Genomic DNA, 21,723 nt, shown 5'->3' with positions numbered 1-21,723 from the left:
CGCGCCCCACAAACTTGTTATAAAATCTTTTGTTTCGTTAGGTGCAACGATGGATATCGATGAACTTGAAAAGCGTCTTGCGAGTACGATTGTTGCGCAGCCAGCTAAAGAGGATCGATGTGCAGTGGATAATAAAACAGGCAGGATATATGACTGTTAAGTCTTCATGACCACCCGTTCACCGAGTGGTCATGTTTGTTCCTTAATGTCTATATATCATGGGAAGACAGAGTTAGTGATAAATTCGGGATGTCTCCTGCTGTTCCTCGAAATACATTCCCATCGGATTGGGTGCCTGATTTTCTCTGAACTTCTTCTTGTACATCTCGAAATCCCAATGTTCCAGAAATTTCTCTGCTGCAGCATGCCCCGATGAGAGTAAGAAATTCTGATCTTCTTCCGTCAAATCAAACTTCGTCGTTGTTACTTTTCCAGTGGGAATAAACACGGTTCGTTCTTCCGTATGTTCATCTGCATGTCTTTGATCATGGGCCTGTAGCATGGTTTTGAATATTCCTTTGAGCAAAGAAACCGGACCGTTAATATCCATAGATTGCGCATACGTACGCTTTTCTGATAACCGGAATCCAAAGGTTGGCCACCGTGGAATCCCATCCACATCAAAGAGCCAGATAGGAAAATTACTGAGCATGCCTCCGTCCAACATATAATACGGTTTCTTCTGTAATGGCGTATGCCACAGATAAGGTTTAAAAAAGAAAGGCAGTGTCGTGCTCATTCGCACAGCTGCAGCAATGGGAAACTCGGAAGCCTTCAGTCCGTAATGAGGCAAATCATTGGGGAAAACGACGATCTTACCATTACTTATATTGGAGGCGATAATTGAGAGCTTTCCTTCTGGAAGGTCGCCAAACGTTACAATGTTCTTTCGTTTCAGCCAATCGTGTATCACTTGCTCTAAAATGTGATTGCTATAGATTCCAGAATCAAATATTAATGGAAGGGTCTTGTTAAACAGAGGCAATTTGTTCATTCCTGTCCGTCCAAGCAGCTTCGTATAATCAAGCGAACTCATCAAATTGCGAATCTCAGCACTGTTGTAGCCGGAGGCTAATAATGCTGCAACAATTGCTCCAGCTGATGTCCCTGCAAGTTTGTTCCAAGTATACCCTTTGGCCTCCATCACCTCTAAGGCACCCACAAAAGCAATTCCTTTGACGCCCCCACCTTCAAAGACCGCATCTGCCTTCATTTTTTATCCTCCTTACAAAATGAAATTTTTAATTTTTGTATTATTGGTTTTGTAAACTAAATTATTCACTTTAAGAAATGGTTTTCTTTGCACAACTAAAAAAACAGCAGCCTAAGAGGCGCTGCTGTTAGAATTACAATTAAATGTTTATCGCAATGGTACATGTCATTTAAAGATTGTGGCCCGTAATTCGTCCATATGCCTGTCTAGTCGCTTGCCATTTCAACCTGCTAAACTTTGCGCCGAGCTGTTCGCACAATTCCGTCAATGACCTTTTCAAATAGCTGTTCTGGCAAATCATGCCCCATGCCTTCAAGCAACATAAACTCAGCACCCGAGATAGCTTTCGCCGTGTCTTCACCACATGCTGGCACAAACATGGGATCTTCCGCTCCATGGATGACTAACGTTGGCGCAACTACTTTTGCGAGTTGGGGACGCCGATCGCCGGATACGGCAATAGCTGCAATTTGCCTTCCGATACTACCCGGATCATAAGCTCGCTGCAATTCCTCACGAATCATCGAGTGATACTCGTTCTCGTTAAACGGATAGCCCTTCCCTGCAATCCGTCTGGCAAAAGCTGTGCTTTGGGCAAGGTAACCTGCTTCATCTTCTCTCGGGTTTGGAGCCGGACGAGTCATTAACGCCATCACTTCTGGCGAGGTTGGCGGAAGTTCGGGATTGCCTGTGGTTGACATGATAGAAGTCAGCGAGAGCACACGCTCGGGATAACGGCTAGCAGTAAGCTGGGCAATCATGCCGCCCATGGAACGTCCGACGATATGTGCTTTCGCGATGCCCAGTGCATCTAACAATCCAATCGTATCATTGGACATATCCTCAAGCGTGTAAGGAATATTCGGGCGTTGTCCTGACATCAGTGTTCTGGCAAGTGCTTCAAAATCCAGTGTTTCGTGATCACTAAAATGGGTAGATAACCCGGTGTCCCGATTATCAAAACGAATTACTCTGTATCCTTTTTCCGCCAACATTTCGCAAAATGGAACAGTCCATCGGATCATTTGTGTTCCCAGTCCGGCAATCAAGAGAATGGTTTCATGGTGCTCATCGCCATAACTGTCATAAGCAAGATCAATACCGTTAACGTTTAACATATTCATTGTTATGTTCTCCTTCTTATTTATATTTCGGTAACTCTGTAATAGGCAATAGTCGTGAATCTTCGATGGCGGCAGTTCGATGTCCGATCCCTTCCAGGTAAGATGCATGATCCGAAAAGGCAACGAATGACTCTATGCTGCTCTGTCGGATCAACATGACAAAATCCCATTGCTCAGCTTCGGGACCAATCAGAAACTCTCCGCCTTTGCCCATAAAAACAATCTCGCCTCCGCTTTCTTCTAAAAACGGAAGTGTGTGCTGAATGTAACGCTGAAATGCTTCCTCTCCGCTAATCGGCTGCTCAGGGGTTAGATCAGGATGAGAGGAATAGTCAGCGATTTCACGAAAATGCAACAGATTCAACATGAATATACTGCCTTTAAGTTTTCGTCGCATTAACTTCATGCCGCTATTTTGAGTCGGTTCAATGTAACGAGCTGCTTCAATCAAGTTGTACTCCTCACTTTCCTTCTGGATCTGTTGTGCTTTTGCACACAGGGTTAGTGCTGCATTAATTGTCTTCCTGCATAAACGCACCCTTGGCTAAAGACTTAACATAGTCTCTGATATCTGGTGTCCAATCATCAATTAATTCGTGAAAGAGAGCTTCATTTCCGGCATACAATGCTCTCAAAGCCTCCTCATATTGATTAAGATCCCCTGCCATTGCAGTCATAAAATGATACGCTGCTTCTTGAGCGGCGCGAACTTTACTTTCGCTCTCTCCCACACGGCGGGCCTCGTCAATCAGTTTTCGGAGTGTTACAGAAGCGCCCCCGGGTTGAGCCTTGAGCCATTCCCATTGTCTGGGGAGCAGCGTAACTTCACCCGATACGACGCCTAGCTTGGGACGACCAACCTTGCGAGCGGGCTGCTCATTTTCTTTTTCTTTTGTAACCGAAGCATACCCTTCCCCACTCTCACTACTTAATCGGTCAAGCACTTCAACTGTGCTCCCGCGAAAGTCAACGTCGATTGGCTTACCTGTTCCATCATTGAAAATAACAATTTGTGCAAGTTTGCTGTCCTCCAGAGAATCCTTCACGGTGGTCACAACATGCTGTAATGAGCCTTTGGCGAAGCATGCTTGATCTACAAAAGCAGTGCAGCTGATTGGATTTGATGAAGCTTGCATAGAATGCCTCCTTTTTGATGCTTTACTAATATTACCCGGATAAAAACACAAAGTCAATATTACCCGGGTTTAATTATTTTAGCTAAAACAAAACAGCAGCCCGATGGATGGACTGCTGTTATCAATTATAGTCAAGTTTGTAGTTCATACTTTTTTAGAGTTTATACACTGAGCTTTCGAACTGGACTTCCCTCAAGAAATGCTATGATATTTTCTAATGCATGTTGAGAATAGGTTTTGCTCCATTATGCCGCCTTGAAGATTAGAATGCCGATATTAATAACAGCATTTGCGCTCACAGGAATCTTCCTTTCCATTCATAGCAAAATAACAGCTTTTGACGGCATACAAACGTTTGAAGCCACGGCGTGCCAGAATGCGTGCAGCTTTTTGACGGGAAAGCCAATTCCGTGAGAAGATCATGACTTCCTGATCCGGTGACAGCTCCTTCATCCAGACTGCGGACAAACGGCCAATGGAAATATTGATTGAACCCGGGATATGATTTTGCCAAAACTCGCTTGAGTCCCTGACATCCAGCATTTTGACATCAGACCACCGTTGGTGTGACGGGTCCCACTCCTTGCTGTTCACATAGGTTAGTGAGGAGACTGGCCACAGCTGAATAATAAGCCATATGATACCGATTGCGACTGCGATAAATACCAGTGTCATTCATGACATCCTTTCTTCACACGTGCTTGGGTTACAACAGTTCACAGGCTTCATCTAACCAATTGATCGTAGTCCGTCCAGCTGCCAAGACCACCTGTCATATTCACAATCTGTAGTCCTTTCTCATGCAAAAGCTCACAGGCCAGACCACTGCGGTTACCGCTACGACACATCACGATGATCTCCTCAGATTCAGGCAGCTCTTCTACCCGTTCCATTAACTGTCCTAACGGAATATGTTTTGCCCCTTGTACATGACCTTCAATCCACTCCGCTTCCTCCCGAACATCCAGCAGAAACAGCTGTTTTCCTTGTTTTAACTGTGCTGCTACCTCTTGCGGTGTAATTGCCTTTGGAATCTGAAACGCCATCTCAATCTGTCTCCAATCTGTTTTGGTTTGAAACGCAGCTAACTACGTAAATAAACATATACCCCTATGGGTATTATAACGTGAGATTAGAGCCTGCTCAAGCTCTGAATGGAAATATGTTCAGCTATCTGCTTTTCACAAGCAGTTCGATCGCTTCTTTCACCAGCTTGTCTGTATCCTTGTTGCCTGATTCCTGCTCTGCCATGATGCACTGCTGGAGATTCTCGGCAACCATCTGAGCAAGTGCTTTGTCAGAGGCATTACGAACCGCAGACAGTTGAGCCACGACTTCTTTACATGGTTTTCCTTCATCCATTAAACGCAAAACACCCCGAACCTGACCTTCAATTCTCCGTAAACGTGTTTTCAAGCTATCTGTATAGTTATACTCCATTTCGATGTCGCTCCTTATGCATACCTGTATGGGTATATTATAAATGAAAATTCGCCATTGTACCAATTTACACACAAAGCGCTGGTTCATATTCGAACCAGCGGGGCTGATCGCATCCACCCGAAAGCCGTCAATGCCTTTGTCCATCCACCAGTTCATCATCTGGTAGATGGATTTACGAACCTCGGCATTGGCCCAGTTGAGGTCCGGTTGTTTTTTGGAGAACAGATGAAGATAATACTGCCCTGTAGTTTCGTCGTATTGCCAGGCCGAGCCGCCAAAGATGCTTTCCCAGTTGTTGGGCTCCTCTTCGTTCCTGCCGTCTCTCCAGATGTACATGTAACTTTCGTTTGTAAGCAAACACATCGGGATGTTCCAAGTCATCTGGAATCCTGATGAATCTCAATGGCATTAAACAGAAATGGTTTTCCGTCTAAATAGTGCTGAAGGATCGCTTGAGCGTATGGCTGCTCCGCTTGAAGACTCTCGGTTTCCCGAGGATTGGGGGCATGATGGCTGGTATTTTCAATCAGGACCATCACGGCAAATGCCTCTAATGCAGCATACCAATCTTGATCCAGCGTTCTGATGCTTTCGTAGCCTTGAATGACTAATTTTCTTTGTGCGGGATACAGTCCCAGAATCACATGGGCCATATCGTATGTAAAGAATCCGTAGCCACATCTTCCAAAATCAATGGCGCGAGGCTGCCCGTCATGAAAAACAATATTGCCCTGATGGAGGTCTCCATGGATCAAGCCGTAGCTGTTATTTCCAACCGAAAGTGTGGCGAGCCATGAGGAAACCCGGTCGGCGGCTTCACGATAAAGCTGGAATTCTGCTTCACGCAGAAAGTTGCTGTAATACTTCGTTAATCGAGCCCAGGCTTGCTGAAATGTCTGCTGACCCCATGCAGGAAGTTTGAAATTGGAGCTTTGGGCGAACGTCAAACCCTCGGTGGCTTGATGCAGTTTAGCCAAAAGCACACCTTCCTGATACACCTGATCATCCGTAAGCGCCCCATGCGAATGCTCACCCTCAACCCATCTTAGTAATGTGGCATGATATTCAACATCACCATCTCGTTCGAGTGCAATTACTCTGGAGCCGGCAGCGCTTACAAGCCCTTGAGGTATGATCAGATCACTGTTTGTATGAAGAGATTCAAGGAATAATAATTCAGATTCAATCTCCTGTATATCCGTTCCCGAATGAATTCGAAGCAAAAGCTTTTGCTTCTCCTGTGTTTCCAATACAAAGGTACATGTGCCCGAGAGCTGGTTGAATCGAATCTGCTCCCAGTCCAGCTGATAATTGGATAGTGCCTGTAAAGCGGCCTGTTTACATTGAAGCAGCGTCTGCTGAAGTTCTTTCTCTGATTCAAAATGAAACATGATGAGTATCCCCTTTTCCTGACGTTTAGTGTCATATGAACATGTATTACAAAGTATCCATATCTGTAGTTTACAGGGAAGCTGATCTTCAATTATAGGCAGAGTCTGTTTTATATTCATTCCTTACATAACATTCCTGAAGATGATGGGAGCGCCCAGCTCATCATTCTTGTGCTCGTTGGAATGACCGGATGTATGCGCGGCATGATTCAGTGTAATTACCAGCCTTTCTCATTCAAGTTTGAATTCAATTCAGGGTTATACTTAATTCAACAACTTCCTGTTTTTTCACAAAAAAACCTCCAAGTATACTTGGAGGAGATGGTTGGATCTATATTTACAAATCGATATAGCTGACAGCAATTGTACCAGGACCCGTATGAGAGCCGATGACACAACCGCCTTCAATCAGAATAATGTCTTTAAAATGATTTGTCTGCATAAGCGAAGCATGTAATCTTTCCGTCATTTTCTCTGCAAAGGTTTGAGCGATAATAAGTACGTTTGGACAAATTTCGCTTTTACGCGTAACGATTTTCTGTACTACTCCGTCCAGCGCCTTTTCCATTTTTCCGCGATACTTCTGAATAGAGCGCACTTCTCCCTGAATAATATTCAGCACAGGGCGTACTTTGAGGACATTGCCAATTAAATGCTGTAAACTGCTCACTCGACCACCCTTATACAAATAATCCAAACGGTCCACTAATACGTCAATATTAACCTTCTCTCGTACATTTTCAATATCCTTGATGACCTGCTCCAGCGAGTGTCCTGCTTCGAGTGCCCGGGCTGCCCGTACCACCAGTATGGCATAACTTGCAGACAAGTGCATTGAATCGACGATATGAATCTGCCCATCCGGCAGCTCGGAGACTGCAATGTGTGCATTCTGATTAGTAGACGACACCTTGGATGACATGCTGATATATAAGATCTGTTTGCCTTCCTCAAGCTCCTGTTCGAAAAAACGAATGAAATCAGCCGGTGATGGCGCGGCAGTTTTGGGAATGATGCCCTCTTCATCGGAGCGGCGGTACAGCTCTCCAGTGGTGATATCTATATTGTCCTTGTACGATTGAGAACCCATAACGACATATAACGGCACAACGCTGATATCGTAACGGTCAAGTAGTTCCTTAGATAAATCTGAGGTGCTGTCCACCATTAATTTAATGTTCGAGGTCATTCCCATAGCTGCATCCATCCATTCTCGTAGGATTTGTTAAATGTATAAATTGAAATATCATTTGATACAAAATTATATCATTTTGGGATGCGAGTCAACTTTTCTATGAGAACGATAGAAAGTTGATACTCATATTTACTCCAGGTATGTCATTTAATCCATCTGGTGACTAATATGATTAACCCGATCTGTAAGTCTGGTTGTAAATTCTTCAACCATTTTAGGAACCGGCTCATTCACTTTTGTAATTCTGCCCAATATAGCTTTGTTATCAGAACTGAGCTGTTCAATTGGGACTGTGACGAGCTGTTCCTTATAGGTGGAGGACAAGGCGTTAACGATGAAATCGGGCGCAATGGTAATTGCATTCCCTTTAACGACCATCTGAACCAATGCATCCGTATTATTTGTAATCAGAGATATACGATTACCAGCACTGGCAGACATCAGATAATGGGCAATATTTTCGATATGTTCATCTTTATAAAGAACAAACACCTCATTTTCCAGAATTTGTGGAGATATCGTTTTGAAATAACGTAGTGGTGAACTAGTATTCATAATGATTACGGCATTACCGTCTACGAGCGGCGCCCATTCAAACGAAGAGTTCTGTTGACTTTTACTGTAGGATAATAAACCCATGTTTGCATAACCGTCCTGTACATGCTTCATCACAGTTTGTGTATCCCCTTCGATCATCTGCACCTTGAGTGCGGGATAACTTTGCATGAGCTCTAACGTACCCTGAACGACTTGCGGAACAAATCCGGGAATGGTGGCTATCGTGATGCTCTCTATATGATCTTCCTTTAGCGTGAGCAATTCGTGCTGCATGCTTTCTATATTTTTCAAAATAGCTGCTGCATGCTTCAAGACCAACTCGCCTTCGGCTGTGAGAGCAACCCCCTTTTTGGTGCGATGAAAAATAATGGTGTCCATCTCTTCTTCAAGCTGCCTGATGGATTGGCTGATTGTAGGTACGGTTAGATGATGCACACTTGCTGCCTTGGTAAATGAACCGAATTGTGCAGCGGATATCAAATACTGCAACTGGGTAATGTTCATCTCATTCTCCCTATCCTTAAATAAAAGTTTATGATACTAAATTATAATTAAATATCTTTTATAATGCTAATCATGTATGATGGGGTCCAAGGAGGTCGGTATTATGCGTAGTATTCGAAGTTTTCTTGTAGAATTGTTGCTCAAAATAACCAAAAGAAAAATGAATGTACATGATTTCATGGAAGAACGCAGAAAGATCAATAGTGTGCCTTATGAAGTTCCTTCAAAGCTAAAACATAAATACAGTATAACCAAGGATCAGAGCCTCCCGGTAGATACTTATATGATGAAATCCAAGTCTCGATCTGATGAACGGATCGTTCTATATTTGCCCGGCGGAGGATATGTTGAGCAGCCGCTGACATGGCACTGGCATTTTCTGGATCATTTGACGGAGCAATTAAATTGTACGGTATATGCCCCAATATATCCAAAGGCTCCGAATCATCAATGTATGGAAGCGATTGAAAGTGTGCTGAACGTCTATCAGCATATCTTGAAAATAGCTAAACCAGAAAACATCACCATTATGGGTGATTCCGCGGGTGGTGGCCTTTCTCTCGCCTTCGCGCAGTATTTGAAAGAACAAGGATTGCCGCAGCCAAAAGACATTATTTTATTGTCACCATGGCTTGATGTTACATTGAGCAGCCCCGAGGTCATGGCTATGATTGATAAGGAGCCGATGCTGAATTGGGACATGTTGGTTGAGTCGGGCAAACGATATGCAGGTGAACTGCCACGCTCGCATTACCTGGTCAGCCCACTCCATGGCGAGATCAAAAACCTGGGTAAAATATCGGTGTTTATCGGAACCCATGAATTTTTCCTTCCGGATGCACGTAAATTCAAAGAAAAAGCAGCCCGGCAATCCGTTGCTATCAACTACTTTGAATACCCTAAGATGAACCATGTATTCCCGGTGTTCCCAATCCCCGAAGCCAAAAAGGCACTCAAGCAAATTGTCGATATCATCAAAAGCTAAATGCTGAGATCAACTCCTCAGATATAAGCAACCGAAAATACTGCCCTGTTGAACATCTGGAAGTGTCCTGACTGTGATCATACGTTATATGAAAAGAATGTTCAGAAACATCAAAAAGCCCAACATCCGCCTGAGCTGAAGGTTGGGCCAGTTTCTTTATTTGAACCATGGTGAGGCCAGGACAACGGCCGTGATAAAAAATAATTGGAGCAGCAAGCGGGGAAACACGGGCAGTACCTGCTTTCCATTGATGGTCAATTTTTTGCGTGCCGCATGGATGTTTGCAGGAAACATACCGATCAACATAAACAAAAGTCCAATTGAGGCAATCCAGTCAACCCCAGGTATAAGAAGGCCTGCAGCGCCTGCAATTTCGAGTATGCCTGTCCAGGTTACTGCCCGCTCTTTGTTCGTGATGCCCGGCGGGACCATATTCAACAGATCTGTTCTTCGTTTGCCCCAGTGAGCCGATGCGGTCATCAGGAACATAAGCGCTACTGCAAGCTGGAGAGCGGGATACCAATGATCCAGCATTGGAACGCCAAGCCAGCCGATTCCACGGAACAGGAGAAACGTTGTACATAATACGATAAATGGTGCCATGGTGCATCCCCTTTTCATCATTCGTTAGTGAATGTGTTATTGTGAAGCAGTTCTTAATGTCTCTGCCATAAATGAAGCAAGTTCCTTTGGTTTAAGTCCGTCCTGATTGTTCGTTTTCATAAAGCTTCGCACACGTAATCCCATGGAAAGCAGTACAAAGAGTTCTCCCATACTATTAGCGTCAACAGAACGGTTAATGACCTGATGCTGCTGCCCAAGTTTAATCCAGTGAGCAGAATGTTTAACCGAGGTATCGTAGAACTGCTGCAAAGCTTCGGATACTTCAGGATCATCTTCTTTCCCAAGCAAATACGCTAGAACCTTATTCGTAATCAGCTCCCGGTCCTCCATCCCCGATAGATTGGCTGCGATAATCTGCATCGGTCCCTCGAACGTTTTGATCTCGGCTTCAGCAACGTTATTTAATACAGCTTCATGAATCATGTCGAGATGCTCAAGAAGGATCCAGACAAAAATTTCGTCTTTGGTTTTAACGTAATGAAAGATGGCCCCTTTGGACAAGCCGGATCGCTCCATAATTTCTTTCAAGGTAATGGAATGGCAGCCCTTCTCATGCAGAAGTTCCTTTGTTGCTTTTAACAGCTGCTCTGTTGTCTGTTTACGTCGATCTTCATTTTTCATCAGAAGTCCTCCCCAATATGTTACCTCCATTATATAAACCGACCAGCGGTTTGTAAATAGGTGTGCGATGACATTCCTCTTTCCTAAGAACGTCAACGTATGGAAAACGAGTCGTATTGCTGCACCACAGCCTCAAGTTGCGTTACAGCCTGATCGTTTCAATCGCAGTCTTCATCTTTAAAATGAAAATGCTCATGAGATACGGAATCCATGCCCACCAATTTACCGTTCTTTTTGTGATAATATGCAAAATTACGATTCAATGGCAGCTGCAGTAGTTGAACATTGTGATCTCGTGGGAGAGAAAGGATTTCTTTCATGGCTGACTCTTTTGTGCTGTATATGCCTATGGGATAGAAATTGGGGAAATTGGCCGAAACATCCGCGACGAATATTCCCCAGACGTATTTATCTGTCAATCATTCTCAATCCTTTTCTATAAAATGATCTACTGCGGCTTGCTCAATGGCAAGCCCTTTCTTGTAACGTTCCATGAATCGGGCAAATCCGTGCACGTCAATACGGTCTGGCTCCACCCTGCTCGCTTCTATACCATTAAACACTTGAAGTGTTAGAAAATCCACCAAGCTCTCGTTTTTCTTCTTCTGAATCATATAGGAAGCTAATACGGCTATTCCCCATGATCCGCCTTCAGCAGCAGTTGACATCACGGATACGGGAACATCAAGTGCAGCTGCACATATTTTTTGAGCGACAAGGGGCGTTTTAAATAATCCTCCATGTGCCAGAATATGGTCGACAGTTACATTCTCCTTTTGCGTCAAAATATCCATTCCAAGTCTTAATGCGCCAAATGCACTGAACAGATGTGTCCTCATCAAATTAGCCAGATTAAATCGACTTTCGGGAGAACGGACAAATAGCGGACGCCCTTTGCTTATTTTAGTAATGTTCTCACCGGAATAGTAACCATAACTCAACAAACCGCCGCCGTCGGGGTCTGCCTCCATCGCTTTATTAAACAGAACATGAAATAAATGATTGTGGTCAATTTCTAATCCCATGGCCTCACAGCATTCATGGAACACTCTGATCCATGCGTTGATATCACTGGTGCAATTGTTGGCCAGGACCATGGCAACCGGGTTTCCATCAGGTGTAGCGACAATATCAATCTCGGGATACACCCCGATATCTTTGTCCAGAACGAACATTGCAAAAATGGATGTGCCTGCCGATATATTGCCGCTGCGCGTTTGGATACTATTCGTAGCAACCATGCCTGTTCCGGCATCACCTTCCGGGGGGCAGAACGGAATGCCAGCTTGCAGATCGCCAGATGGGTCGATAAGTCGTGCACCGGTCTCGTGAAGATAACCAGCATGTTCACCAGCCGTAAGTACAGAAGGTAAAATGTCTTCAACATGCCAAGGGTAAGCTTTATCGCTAATGAGCTCGTTAAACTGTGCAAGCATCTTCTCATTGTATCTGCATGTTGTCCTGTCAATCGGGAACATGCCTGAAGCATCGCCTGCACCGATAGCTTTACTTCCTGTTAGAAGAAAGTGCATGTAACCTGACAACGTTGTTATATATTTAATGTGCTTGACATGTTCCTCATTGTTTAAGATGGCTTGATACAGGTGTGCAATACTCCATCGCTCTGGAATTTTAAATTGAAATTGTCGGGTCAAGCAAGTTGCTGCTGTACTCGTGGTGGCATTACGCCATGTACGAAATGGAACTAATAGTTCTCCTGATTCATTCAGAACAATATACCCCTGCATCATGCCAGAGCATCCGATGGCACCTATTTTTTGCAGCTTTACTCCATAGTTTGTCATAACCTGTTGCTTGAGTTGACCATATACATCTTGTAACCCATGAACCATCTCAAGTTGATGATAGGTCCAATAATGACCGATTCGTTGATTTTCCCATTCATAACTGCTGGAAGCGATAATTTCAAACTGGTTATTGATCAGGGCAGCTTTGATTCGTGTAGAACCAAATTCAATACCAAGTGAGCTTTCTCCGCTGACGATCGCTTGTTTAAGATGTTGATCCATTGGGCTCGATGCACCACCTTATATGTTGATGAATGCGCTTTAAATTGTATTTATGATGAGATGATAACATGTTCAAGAGACTTTGTATATTGGATAAACTAAGTTTGTTGATAAAATGTAAAAAGACATCTCTTATTCTCTCTTTGCGTTAATTAGAAGGATGACCAACCGTCTACGCAAATGAGAACAAAACATGTCTCATCAGTGTTGTCTAAATATCTCCCTACTCACTTTAAGCTGCTCAGCTTTTCAACAGCCTGCTGTTCATCTGGCAGGAAGAATATATCATTACCATTATTGCTCTCATAAATAAAGTCTTTGAGGCTTTTACTGGTGTAACTCGAGAAGTCACCGACGATTGCAATTTTGGTCTGATAGTTGATGAACTTTTGAAGCACTTCTCCTGCCAAACGTGTTTTCAGATCAAAGAACTCTTCACATACATCAGCTTTGTTAACAATAATGCGGTGACAATCGACTTCATATCTAACCGTTGCCATGAGATCGATCGCAGACTGAACATCTGTAATTAATTGTTCACTGCCAGTAACGTAAGCAATAGTTACGCCATTTTCGTTGATTTTTTTAATGTTCATTTTTATTCACTCATTTCTCAAATTTCATGACCCAATATCTTGACCCAGGTTCGCCTTCTTCTACAACAGGCTGCCAGCCTTGCTTCTTGTAGAAACCAAGTGCGTTATGGTTGTCAGACACACATTTCAATGTAACGGGTGTTCCCAGTTCTTCGACGGATTGCTGAAGCAGCAGTTTACCCGCGCCTTTGCCCGCAGCAGACGGGTGCACGAATAAATTATGAATAAAGCGGTCTGGTACGTACAGCGAAGCAAATCCAAGCACTTGACCGTCTTCCTCTGCCAGCAGAATTTGTTCTTCTGATGTATCCCGATCAAAATCGTCAAGCGACATCTCATCGGCATTGGCCCAATGGAAGCTTTCACGACGGGAATCCAGATATATTTTTCTTAATTGTGGAATGTCTTCAATATTCGCTTCTCTTATGATCATTCGATCAATCCCCCTGCTCTTTATTTGGTGTTGTGGTTTCATGGGTGGCCGTTTCTATAATTCGTTTGGCCTGCATCAGTCCAGCTTGCAACAAGTCATCGCTGAGCTTTGAATCGCTGACCGCACGTGCCAGAGCAACTGAACCGACCATACTGCTTACCAGCGCGTACCCGGCAGAAGTATCGATCTCTGCCATGTTTGTGACAAACTCGATAAAGCGCTGTAACTCCTGGGTGTAGGCTTCGCGAATCTCCTTCGATAATTGAGGTATTTCTCCCGACAAAGCGGGCAGAATACACCCAATCTCTGACTGATCCCGATGAAGGGGGCTTAAATAAAATTCAATCACGGCCTCAATGCGCAGCTTATCTTCATCCTTGTTTTTGTCAGCGACGCGCTGTAACGTTTCAATGGTATCACCAATGGCAAACTGACATGTCTCCATCACAAGCTGATCCTTGTTCTCAAAATGAGAGTAGAACCCTCCATGTGTCAGCCCCGCCCCCTTCATAATGTAGGGAAGACTGATGTTTTGAACCCCGTGGGTTCGGAAAGCTTTTGCCGCACTGGTGATAATATGCTGTCGCACTTTGAGCTTATGCCCTTCGGGATAAGGCATGTGACTTCCACTCCTTAATATAACTCTAAAATATTCCAATTCATATAGTAGTTCTAATAGTTTTTAATGTAGCTATAAAATATTATAACCATCATATTGTATGGGTGTCAATTCTGATGAGAGTACGTTGTACAAACAAAATACAATCCAAATCGCATATTGACTCCTTTAAAATATGATGACTATAATATATTACGTTCATCATATTTTAAACCCGGAGGTGCTCCACAATGAAACAGTTAGAACTCGTAGATACTTTAGTCATTGGCTCAGGACCAGGAGGTTATGTTGCCGCATTGCGCTCGTCACAGCTTGGTATGAAGACCGCCATTGTAGAGCGTGAGCAGGTTGGTGGTGTGTGTACACATGTGGGATGTATTCCTTCCAAAGCGCTGATTGCAGAAGCAGAGCGTTTTCATATACGCAAGCAGTTCGGGGCAGTTCACGAAGCTGATGCTTATCCGCAAGCTCAAGCTTTCAAGCAGGCAGTGGTTAACAAGCAGTCTGGAGGAGTTCAGTTTTTGCTAAAAACGGCGGGTGTTACCCTTCTGGAAGGCGAAGCTCGCTTAATCGATGCTCATACGGCCCGGATACATCATGCTGAAAACGGTGAGCAGCAGATCGGCTTTAAACATCTCATTTTGGCAACGGGGTCTCGCCCGATTGAGATCCCTTCTCTTCCCTTTGGCGGTCGCATCCTGTCCTCCACTGAAGCACTGTCCCTCCCTCATATTCCCAAGAGTCTGGTTGTCGTTGGCGGTGGTTATATCGGAGTAGAGCTGGGTCAGATGTTTGGCAGGTTCGGTGCTAACGTAACCATTCTGGAGGGCGGTGAGCAAGTGCTGCCCGGATTCGAAAGTGAAATTGTGTCCCCTGTCATTCGCCAGCTGCAGAAGGATGGCATCACGATGATTACAGGTGCTAAGGTTTCAGGTGCCGAGCAGCATAGCAGCTATATTGATCTGCATTACACACGTCAGAATGAACCGTATGTTATACAGGCTGAATATGCACTGGTAACCGTGGGTCGAAAACCCAATACGGACGGAGCTCTCGGGCTCGAACATATCGGTTTGACCTCTGATTCAAGAGGTTTTATCGAGGTCGACGAGCAGTGCAGAACGGCTATCCCGCATATTTATGCGATTGGCGATATCGTTCAAGGCCCTGCTCTCGCTCATAAAGCTTCGTATGAAGCAAAGATTGCAGCAGAAGCGATCGCAGGCCAACCGTCCGCGATTGACTACAAGGCACTTCCGCTGGTTGTGTTCTCACATCCAGAAGTAACAAGTGTAGGGTTAAGCGAGACGTCGTGCAAGCAACAATCCATCCCGGTTATCGTTGGGAAATCCGTTTTTTCTATTAATGGTCGTGCTCTGGCTCTGAAGGAAACCGAAGGTTTTGTCAAAATCGTTGCTCATGCCACAACCGGTCTTGTATTAGGTGCACAGATTGTTGGTGCTGAGGCTTCTACCCTCATATCCGAGCTGTCGCTTGCAATTGAGATGGGCGCAACGGTGGAGGATTTGGCGATGACCATTCATCCCCACCCGACGTTGGGGGAGATCATCATGGAGGCAGCAGAACATGCCTGCCGGAAAATGGGGAAAAATTAAAAATAGGGAGAGATCGTTGTGAAGTTTAAATGGGTAATTTATATGGTCATAGCTGTAATTATTATTTTGGCAGGCGGTTTGTTAGTTGCTGCAGGTACAGACGCTGTGAGTCAGGCTGAGAATACAAAGCAAGCTATTTTGAATACAGAGCCCGAGACAGAAGCATTTTATGTAGACCTGTACATCCCGGAATCACAGATTAAGCAGTTTCGTACTCAGCAAAAGATAAATGTTCATTTTCCTTATTTGGAAGAACCTCTTGTAAAGCAAGGTGTGATTACTTCGGTAACTCCCTCTCCCCAGTTCGCCAACCTGCGCATGACGCGGGATAAGGGGCAGTCAGATTTGAGTATGTTCCTGATTCGAGTATCCATTCCATCCAGTAAAGAGCTGCTTCCCGGGATGACAGCGGAGGTGCGGGTTGATGAAATCACTGGCTGATGAGTGGAAACACATACGCGGGAGTAAATGGATTATTGTTATTTTCATTGCTCCTCTGATTGCTGCTGTATTTTTCGGGCTTATGTTCTCCCGAAATCAGTTAAGCGAAACACCTGTTGTCGTGGTGGATGAGGACCATTCCTCCTATTCGAGACAACTTATTGAGAAAATCAATGCATCTCAATATATGGATATCACCAATGTGTTTGCCAATCGACTCTCTCCCGATATGCTGCTGGCTAATGAGCAGGCTGTGGCTGTTATATACATCCCGGAAGGCTTGCAGCAGCGTAAAGACAAGAGGTTGTCTTCAAGTATTGGAATCTGGATGGACAATACGATGCCTTCCAGCCTGAGCGGGATTCGGCCTGCCATTCAGGAGATTATAACGACCGAAAATATGACGCTTTCTCTAACCCATCTTGCTGAAAGCGGTATGGACATGGAATCAGCCAGAAATCTGTTGTCCCCACTATCTATGGCACAACGCATGTTATATAATCCAACCTCCAGTTATGTTGGTACAATGGTGATTGGCTTTGTAAACATCATTATACTGATGCTTACGACAGGTGCGGCTGGTGCAATTGCTCCCCGCCTTCGGCAGGAAGGAAAATTGATGTCGGCGGGAGATTCGCCTTTCCATCTCTGGATCAGAGCTGTGCCTTACGCGTTATTGTGTACCTGCTCTTCCCTGCTCAGTTACGGGATGTTAAAGCAGGTAGGACATATGCGATTTGAAGCAGCACCTTATATCTTTGTTGTGCCTCTACTGCTGTATTCCATGGCATTATGTTTGCTGGCAGTGTTGCTCGGTTACTCTGTTCGAAATGTGTCCAAGGTTGGTGCACGAATGAGTATTATTCTGTACCCTTCATTTCTGGTAACCGGTATTCAATTAACACCGCTTGCGTTCCCGACATTCTTCCAGGTAACTGCATGGGCTCTGCCGATGAACTGGCTCAATCGCATAATCCGGGGAATGGCCTTCCGGCACGGTGAATTGGGTTTTTACAGCCTGGAGCTGGGAGCTTGTATTCTCATCATAGGTTTGGCCTCACTAGGGATTGGGATATTCCTGCGGCGAGAGCTGCGGAAACAGTCATCCCAAGCCTACGCTGAAGCTGCTGTATAACATGAAAATCGCCGCCAGCCTGTTATTGTTACTACGACAGGCTGGCGGCGATTGTTGTATATAAGCTGAAGTACACTGGAGTCTACTCGTTACACGGTGGCGTATCATCAGTTTTGTAGTGCTTACAGCTCATAGTTTATGAGGTGTTTCTACCGTTTTGCTCCCCATCGACATGGACAGCTGTACACTGATCATCAGCACTACAATGACCAGCATAGCAATGATCGAGGCGTTGAAATGTCCGCTCAGATCAAAAATCCCTCCGATAACTAGCGGGCCGAAAGCACCCATAGTATAACCACCCATCTGTGACATGGCCGACCAGGTTCCCGCTTCCTCTGCCGTACGCGTTTCTACAATAGGCAGCATTAAGGCCAAAGGGAATAATCCACCGGCACCTATGCCGAGAAAAAGTACGGCTGGAAGCATGGGAACTGGTGATAAGAGTAATGCTAGACCAATGAGTTCCGAAATGCTGCACAAGACCAGCCACAGCTTGAGCTTGCCTGAGCGATTCACCAGATTCGGAATGAGCAGCGCAGCAGGCACTTGAATCAATGTAAACAAGGTAAGCAGGATCGATGCATCTTGTGTACTGTATCCAAAGCTGAGAGCAATCGGTGATATCCAGGCTGTCAGGCTGTAGAACATGCTGGCCATAAAGCCGAAGAACAAGGTGAATCGAATCGCTTTTTTGTTGCCCAGCGGCAGCCGAAGACGCTGCATTCTGCTACTGGAAGATTGTTTTTTGCGAATAAGTGGCAGCCAGAACATCAAAGCAAGTATTCCCAGCACAGTCCAGCAGGACAGAGCGAGTGTTAAGTTATTTTGGGCCTGATGATAGATCGGAATGGTCAACCCTGATGCCAGCGCTGCTCCAATCGTCATGGAGACGGAGTAGATACTGACAATGCCGGGGCTGCCGGGGAAATACTTTTTGATATAGCTGGATAACAGTGGGCCAGCGAAGCTGATCCCAATTCCTCCCGAAAAAGCGGTAACCAGAAGCATAGTGACGGACTGATCTGCACCGCGCAGTGCAGTCGCTAGTGTAATCAGCAGCAGTGATATAAAAAGCGTTCGCTCCAGACCCAACCGCTGACTAAGCGCTGTGGCAGCAGGGGCAAACAGTCCCATACACAGCACAGGCAGCGTTGTTAGCAGACTTGCTGTTAATGCACTTATCCCAAGCTCGGACTGAATCATGCCCATCATTGAAGCTACAGAAGTAATGATAGGACGCAGGTTCAATGCCGCAATCGATAGCGCCAATAATAAGAATGTTTTTTTCATCGTGTTCTTCCTCCTGAGTCTTGTTGAAGTCACTTTGAGTATAAGCCCGCCTGTTCCATTGATCAATCCAATAATTCGTATTATTATGATAGTAAAATACTATTATTCATTGGGGTGAAATATATAGATACTCGAAATATTACGTATTTTATGGCCGTATTTGAGCATCTTCATTTTACAAAAGCAGCAGAAGAATTGGGCATTTCCCAGCCTACGCTGAGTCAGCAGATTCGTCTGCTGGAAGCGGAGTTGGGTACACCTCTCTTTGACCGGATCGGCAAAAAAGTCATTGCAACCGAGGCAGGCAGGCTTCTCCATCAATACGGAATGAAAATGCTTCAGGCGGAGATGGATGCGAAGAATGCGATTAAAGAGCTGTTATCCGAGAAACGTGGAACCGTGCGTCTGGCTGTATTACCCTCTGACCTTGATTTTCAGCTCGTTCCGCTCTTTGTTGAGTTCAAAACCCGCTATCCTGACACTAAACTGCAGGCCTTCTCCACCATCTACGTTAGGGATGAAGTGCTGGCACATCAAGTCGATCTCGGGGTTGGTCTGCGTGCTGCTGTGGATAAAAGGCTGGTACAGATTCCGCTAGGCAGTGAGCCGTATGAAGTGTTTGTTCATACCTCAAGCGAGCTGGCGAAGAGACATGAGATTACTCTTGAAGAACTGACGGAGCATGCTCTTGTCATGTATCCGAAGGGATATTTGGGCAGAGATTTGGTGGATGATGTTTGCCGGGAACATGGCTTGGAATTAAGTACAGTTATGGAGGTTGGGTCTGCGTCTTCCCTGCTGCAGCTGGTTGCGGCAGGCATCGGTGCCACAATACAGCCAAGAGATCTGCTGAAACAGCATTCCGGCTGGTCTGATATCGTATCCATACCGATTGCTGGACCTGTGCCTGTCAGGCATATGGAGCTGACTTATTATGCGGACCGTTTTATTAGCAAGGCTCAACAGCAGTTAATGGAATGGCTGATTGACTTTTTTAAATCGAGAGTAGACTGAGCTTCAGTAGGCCTGTTTGAACATTACGGAGAACAGCGAAGATTATTAAAGTAAAAGGGTGATTTATAGATGGAGAAAACAAACGAAGAGTATGCGGTTTCGGAGAGACTTGTTATTCGGTCATTCAATATGCAGGATATACAGGCTTTTTATCAATACAGGGCTAATCCGGAGGTTGCTCGTTTTCAATCTTGGGAAAATTACACCCTCCAGGATGCCGAAGCCTTTGTCAGCAAACAAATGGCACAATCCCCCGATCAGGCCGGGGCGTGGTTTCAATACGCCATTGCCTTGTCCGAGAATAATCAATTGATCGGGGATTGTGCGATCCATACCCTTGGAGCTGAACCTCGTATTGTCGAGCTTGGCTTCACACTTGCCCCCGAGTACCAAGGTATGGGGTATATGCATGAAGCACTTTGCGCCCTGCTTGACTATGTATTTGGCTCACTAAACAAACATAAAGTGATTGCTTTTGCCGATGTGCGTAATGCCAAATCCATTCGAGTGCTTGAACGATTAGGAATGAGACAGGAGGGGCATATGCTCGAAAATTACATGTCCAAGGGTCAGTGGATAGATGAGTATCAATATGCAGTTTTAAGATCAGAATGGATAGACAAGCCGTATCGTTTATAATTTCAATGGGGTGATTACTTTATTCGGTACCCACCCCTTCTCCCCATCAGCAGTGAATACGAGACTCCACTCATTCAACTCCGATTCCTTCTCAACGATCATGCCCGGGGTAACATTCAATTCATGTGCAGAATAGTTTTGTTGAACCCTTGCCATCAGTTTATCATCAGGTGCACTCAGGATTTGCTTTGGTACCCAGCCTTTCTTCTTGGAGTGCACTGCTTCACAGAAAATCCAGTTCGGGAATTCGGTATCTTCTTTTCCGTACAGAACCACATCGCCCTTGCACAACACAATCGGATCTGGATAATTCGAATGATGCGTATGAATGACTTTATACTGTTTCATATGTATTCCCTCCATAATTCAAGGCTGTATTCTACATCATGGAATGATGTCCATAAGCGCAAAGAAAGACACGTACACCTTCAGTGATGATACGTTTGGTCTGTTCTTTCTCCAAAGCCCCATTTTTTTTAGGTTGATTAAATACCAATAAAAACGTTAATGCAGCAAAGTGTTTTGCCGCCATTTCAGGATCAGTTACATGGAGCAATCCGGTTTCTCCAAACTCGGTAAACCTTCTGATAATCCCCTCTTCCGTTGCATGATCCAGCTTTTCCAGAAAAGAGGTTGGTAGATTATCAGCTTCTACCGTAACCAGACGGATCAAAGCACTGTAATCAGACGAACCATTGGCAGAAGCCACGAATTGTTCGCAAAATGTGACAAGTGCCTGCTCCAAATCCTCGAATTCGAAGAGATGGTTTGCAATCCCTTGTTTGATCAGTTCGAGAACCGCCCCGCTCGTTTCTTCCACAACGGCAAGCAGCAAGCTCTGCTTGTCACCATAATAATCATAAACGGTCCGTTTGGAAACTCCTGCTTTTGCTGCCACTGCATCGACGCTGGAACGATCAAATCCATCTAAAAGGAACAGGTCTCTGGCTGCCCCGATAATTTTAGCTCGTTTGTCTAAAGAGCCTTTGCGAACTTTTTTGTTTTCCGTAATATCCATTCGTAAGTTCCCCCTTATAGATATACTATCAAAAATAAGTTCCACTTTACAAACTACACTGCACGGTGTAGTTTAGTATTTGTGACATACTAAAA

Annotated in this window: 25 protein-coding genes and 1 pseudogene; 6 read left to right on the top strand and 20 right to left on the bottom strand. The window is 44.8% G+C overall.

Going from position 1 to position 21,723, the window contains the following annotated elements; genetic code table 11:
• Positions 1–232 precede the first annotated feature (232 nt).
• The 11 genes and pseudogenes from HNR77_RS06435 to HNR77_RS06385 all read right to left on the bottom strand — a co-directional run bounded on the left by HNR77_RS06435 (position 233) and on the right by HNR77_RS06385 (position 8,564).
• Complete coding sequence (locus HNR77_RS06435) at positions 233–1,213, bottom strand: patatin-like phospholipase family protein (protein ID WP_184181838.1); 981 nt, start codon at positions 1,211–1,213, stop codon at positions 233–235.
• Between the two features lie 230 nt (positions 1,214–1,443).
• On the bottom strand, positions 1,444–2,337 hold the full coding sequence (locus HNR77_RS06430; RefSeq protein ID WP_184181836.1) for an alpha/beta fold hydrolase: 894 nt from the start codon (positions 2,335–2,337) through the stop codon (positions 1,444–1,446).
• A gap of 16 nt (positions 2,338–2,353) precedes the next feature.
• The gene (locus HNR77_RS06425) at positions 2,354–2,788 is read right to left on the bottom strand and encodes a DUF1330 domain-containing protein (protein ID WP_221443715.1); all 435 of its coding nucleotides are present in this window, start codon (positions 2,786–2,788) and stop codon (positions 2,354–2,356) included.
• A 61-nt stretch (positions 2,789–2,849) separates the two neighbouring features.
• Positions 2,850–3,473 (bottom strand): DUF2239 family protein, encoded by a 624-nt coding sequence (locus HNR77_RS06420; protein ID WP_184181834.1) that lies wholly within the window; start codon positions 3,471–3,473, stop codon positions 2,850–2,852.
• A gap of 276 nt (positions 3,474–3,749) precedes the next feature.
• Positions 3,750–4,148: a rhodanese-like domain-containing protein gene (locus HNR77_RS06415; RefSeq protein ID WP_184181832.1), complete on the bottom strand. Its 399-nt coding sequence runs from the start codon at positions 4,146–4,148 to the stop codon at positions 3,750–3,752.
• A 50-nt stretch (positions 4,149–4,198) separates the two neighbouring features.
• Entirely contained in the window at positions 4,199–4,519 is a 321-nt protein-coding gene (locus tag HNR77_RS06410; protein WP_184181830.1) for a rhodanese-like domain-containing protein, read from the bottom strand.
• 124 nt (positions 4,520–4,643) lie between these two features.
• Positions 4,644–4,913: a metal-sensitive transcriptional regulator gene (locus tag HNR77_RS06405; RefSeq protein WP_184181930.1), complete on the bottom strand. Its 270-nt coding sequence runs from the start codon at positions 4,911–4,913 to the stop codon at positions 4,644–4,646.
• Positions 4,914–5,018: 105 nt separating this feature from the next.
• A pseudogene (locus tag HNR77_RS06400) lies at positions 5,019–5,249 on the bottom strand (alpha-amylase family glycosyl hydrolase); the annotation flags it as partial.
• Between the two features lie 44 nt (positions 5,250–5,293).
• A complete protein-coding gene (locus tag HNR77_RS06395; RefSeq protein ID WP_221443714.1) occupies positions 5,294–6,307 on the bottom strand; it encodes a phosphotransferase enzyme family protein in 1,014 nt (337 codons plus the stop codon).
• Between the two features lie 337 nt (positions 6,308–6,644).
• The gene (locus tag HNR77_RS06390) at positions 6,645–7,496 is read right to left on the bottom strand and encodes a DegV family protein (protein WP_184181828.1); all 852 of its coding nucleotides are present in this window, start codon (positions 7,494–7,496) and stop codon (positions 6,645–6,647) included.
• A gap of 153 nt (positions 7,497–7,649) precedes the next feature.
• Positions 7,650–8,564 (bottom strand): LysR family transcriptional regulator, encoded by a 915-nt coding sequence (locus tag HNR77_RS06385; protein WP_184181826.1) that lies wholly within the window; start codon positions 8,562–8,564, stop codon positions 7,650–7,652.
• A gap of 103 nt (positions 8,565–8,667) precedes the next feature.
• Between HNR77_RS06385 and HNR77_RS06380 the strand changes: the two genes are divergently transcribed.
• Positions 8,668–9,549 (top strand): alpha/beta hydrolase, encoded by an 882-nt coding sequence (locus HNR77_RS06380; RefSeq protein ID WP_184181824.1) that lies wholly within the window; start codon positions 8,668–8,670, stop codon positions 9,547–9,549.
• A gap of 156 nt (positions 9,550–9,705) precedes the next feature.
• Here HNR77_RS06380 and HNR77_RS06375 read toward each other — a convergent pair whose 3' ends face one another.
• From HNR77_RS06375 to HNR77_RS06350, 6 genes are all read right to left on the bottom strand, one after another.
• Positions 9,706–10,152, bottom strand: coding sequence for a DoxX family protein (locus HNR77_RS06375; protein ID WP_184181822.1), 447 nt, complete (start codon positions 10,150–10,152; stop codon positions 9,706–9,708).
• Between the two features lie 36 nt (positions 10,153–10,188).
• Positions 10,189–10,794 carry a TetR/AcrR family transcriptional regulator gene (locus tag HNR77_RS06370; RefSeq protein ID WP_184181820.1) on the bottom strand — a complete coding sequence of 202 codons (606 nt, stop codon included), beginning with the start codon at positions 10,792–10,794 and terminating at the stop codon, positions 10,189–10,191.
• A 425-nt stretch (positions 10,795–11,219) separates the two neighbouring features.
• Positions 11,220–12,824 (bottom strand): xylulokinase, encoded by a 1,605-nt coding sequence (locus HNR77_RS06365; RefSeq protein WP_184181818.1) that lies wholly within the window; start codon positions 12,822–12,824, stop codon positions 11,220–11,222.
• A gap of 227 nt (positions 12,825–13,051) precedes the next feature.
• Positions 13,052–13,420, bottom strand: a complete 369-nt coding sequence (locus HNR77_RS06360; protein WP_184181816.1) for a DUF4180 domain-containing protein — start codon at positions 13,418–13,420, stop codon at positions 13,052–13,054.
• A 10-nt stretch (positions 13,421–13,430) separates the two neighbouring features.
• The gene (locus HNR77_RS06355; protein ID WP_184181814.1) at positions 13,431–13,853 is read right to left on the bottom strand and encodes a GNAT family N-acetyltransferase; all 423 of its coding nucleotides are present in this window, start codon (positions 13,851–13,853) and stop codon (positions 13,431–13,433) included.
• Positions 13,854–13,857: 4 nt separating this feature from the next.
• The gene (locus tag HNR77_RS06350; RefSeq protein ID WP_184181812.1) at positions 13,858–14,472 is read right to left on the bottom strand and encodes a TetR/AcrR family transcriptional regulator; all 615 of its coding nucleotides are present in this window, start codon (positions 14,470–14,472) and stop codon (positions 13,858–13,860) included.
• A gap of 230 nt (positions 14,473–14,702) precedes the next feature.
• On the opposite strand from HNR77_RS06350, the gene lpdA reads away from it, so the two are divergent.
• From lpdA to HNR77_RS06335, 3 genes are read left to right on the top strand one after another with little or no spacing between them, the layout of a single operon-like run.
• Positions 14,703–16,088: a dihydrolipoyl dehydrogenase gene (gene lpdA / locus HNR77_RS06345; RefSeq protein ID WP_184181810.1), complete on the top strand. Its 1,386-nt coding sequence runs from the start codon at positions 14,703–14,705 to the stop codon at positions 16,086–16,088.
• Between the two features lie 18 nt (positions 16,089–16,106).
• On the top strand, positions 16,107–16,529 hold the full coding sequence (locus HNR77_RS06340) for an HlyD family secretion protein (protein ID WP_184181808.1): 423 nt from the start codon (positions 16,107–16,109) through the stop codon (positions 16,527–16,529).
• Positions 16,513–17,664: an ABC transporter permease gene (locus tag HNR77_RS06335; protein WP_184181806.1), complete on the top strand. Its 1,152-nt coding sequence runs from the start codon at positions 16,513–16,515 to the stop codon at positions 17,662–17,664. Before HNR77_RS06340 ends, HNR77_RS06335 begins: the two co-directional genes overlap by 17 nt.
• Before the next feature lie 129 nt (positions 17,665–17,793).
• On the opposite strand, the gene HNR77_RS06330 is transcribed toward HNR77_RS06335, so the two are convergent.
• Entirely contained in the window at positions 17,794–18,957 is a 1,164-nt protein-coding gene (locus HNR77_RS06330; protein ID WP_184181804.1) for an MFS transporter, read from the bottom strand.
• Positions 18,958–19,080: 123 nt separating this feature from the next.
• On the opposite strand from HNR77_RS06330, the gene HNR77_RS06325 reads away from it, so the two are divergent.
• Positions 19,081–19,971 carry a LysR family transcriptional regulator gene (locus HNR77_RS06325; RefSeq protein WP_397366261.1) on the top strand — a complete coding sequence of 297 codons (891 nt, stop codon included), beginning with the start codon at positions 19,081–19,083 and terminating at the stop codon, positions 19,969–19,971.
• A 69-nt stretch (positions 19,972–20,040) separates the two neighbouring features.
• On the top strand, positions 20,041–20,610 hold the full coding sequence (locus HNR77_RS06320; protein ID WP_184181800.1) for a GNAT family N-acetyltransferase: 570 nt from the start codon (positions 20,041–20,043) through the stop codon (positions 20,608–20,610).
• On the opposite strand, the gene HNR77_RS06315 is transcribed toward HNR77_RS06320, so the two are convergent.
• Positions 20,605–20,958: an SH3 domain-containing protein gene (locus tag HNR77_RS06315; RefSeq protein WP_184181798.1), complete on the bottom strand. Its 354-nt coding sequence runs from the start codon at positions 20,956–20,958 to the stop codon at positions 20,605–20,607. The two genes, HNR77_RS06320 and HNR77_RS06315, sit on opposite strands and share 6 nt — an antisense overlap.
• Positions 20,959–20,989: 31 nt before the next feature.
• Complete coding sequence (locus HNR77_RS06310; RefSeq protein ID WP_184181796.1) at positions 20,990–21,628, bottom strand: TetR/AcrR family transcriptional regulator; 639 nt, start codon at positions 21,626–21,628, stop codon at positions 20,990–20,992.
• Between the last annotated feature and the right edge of the window lie 95 nt (positions 21,629–21,723).

The organism is Paenibacillus sp. JGP012 (assembly GCF_014203995.1).
GTDB lineage: Bacteria > Bacillota > Bacilli > Paenibacillales > Paenibacillaceae > Paenibacillus > Paenibacillus silvae.
The sequence above is the reverse complement of the archived record's forward strand: the minus strand, read 5'-3'. Positions and strand labels throughout refer to the sequence as shown.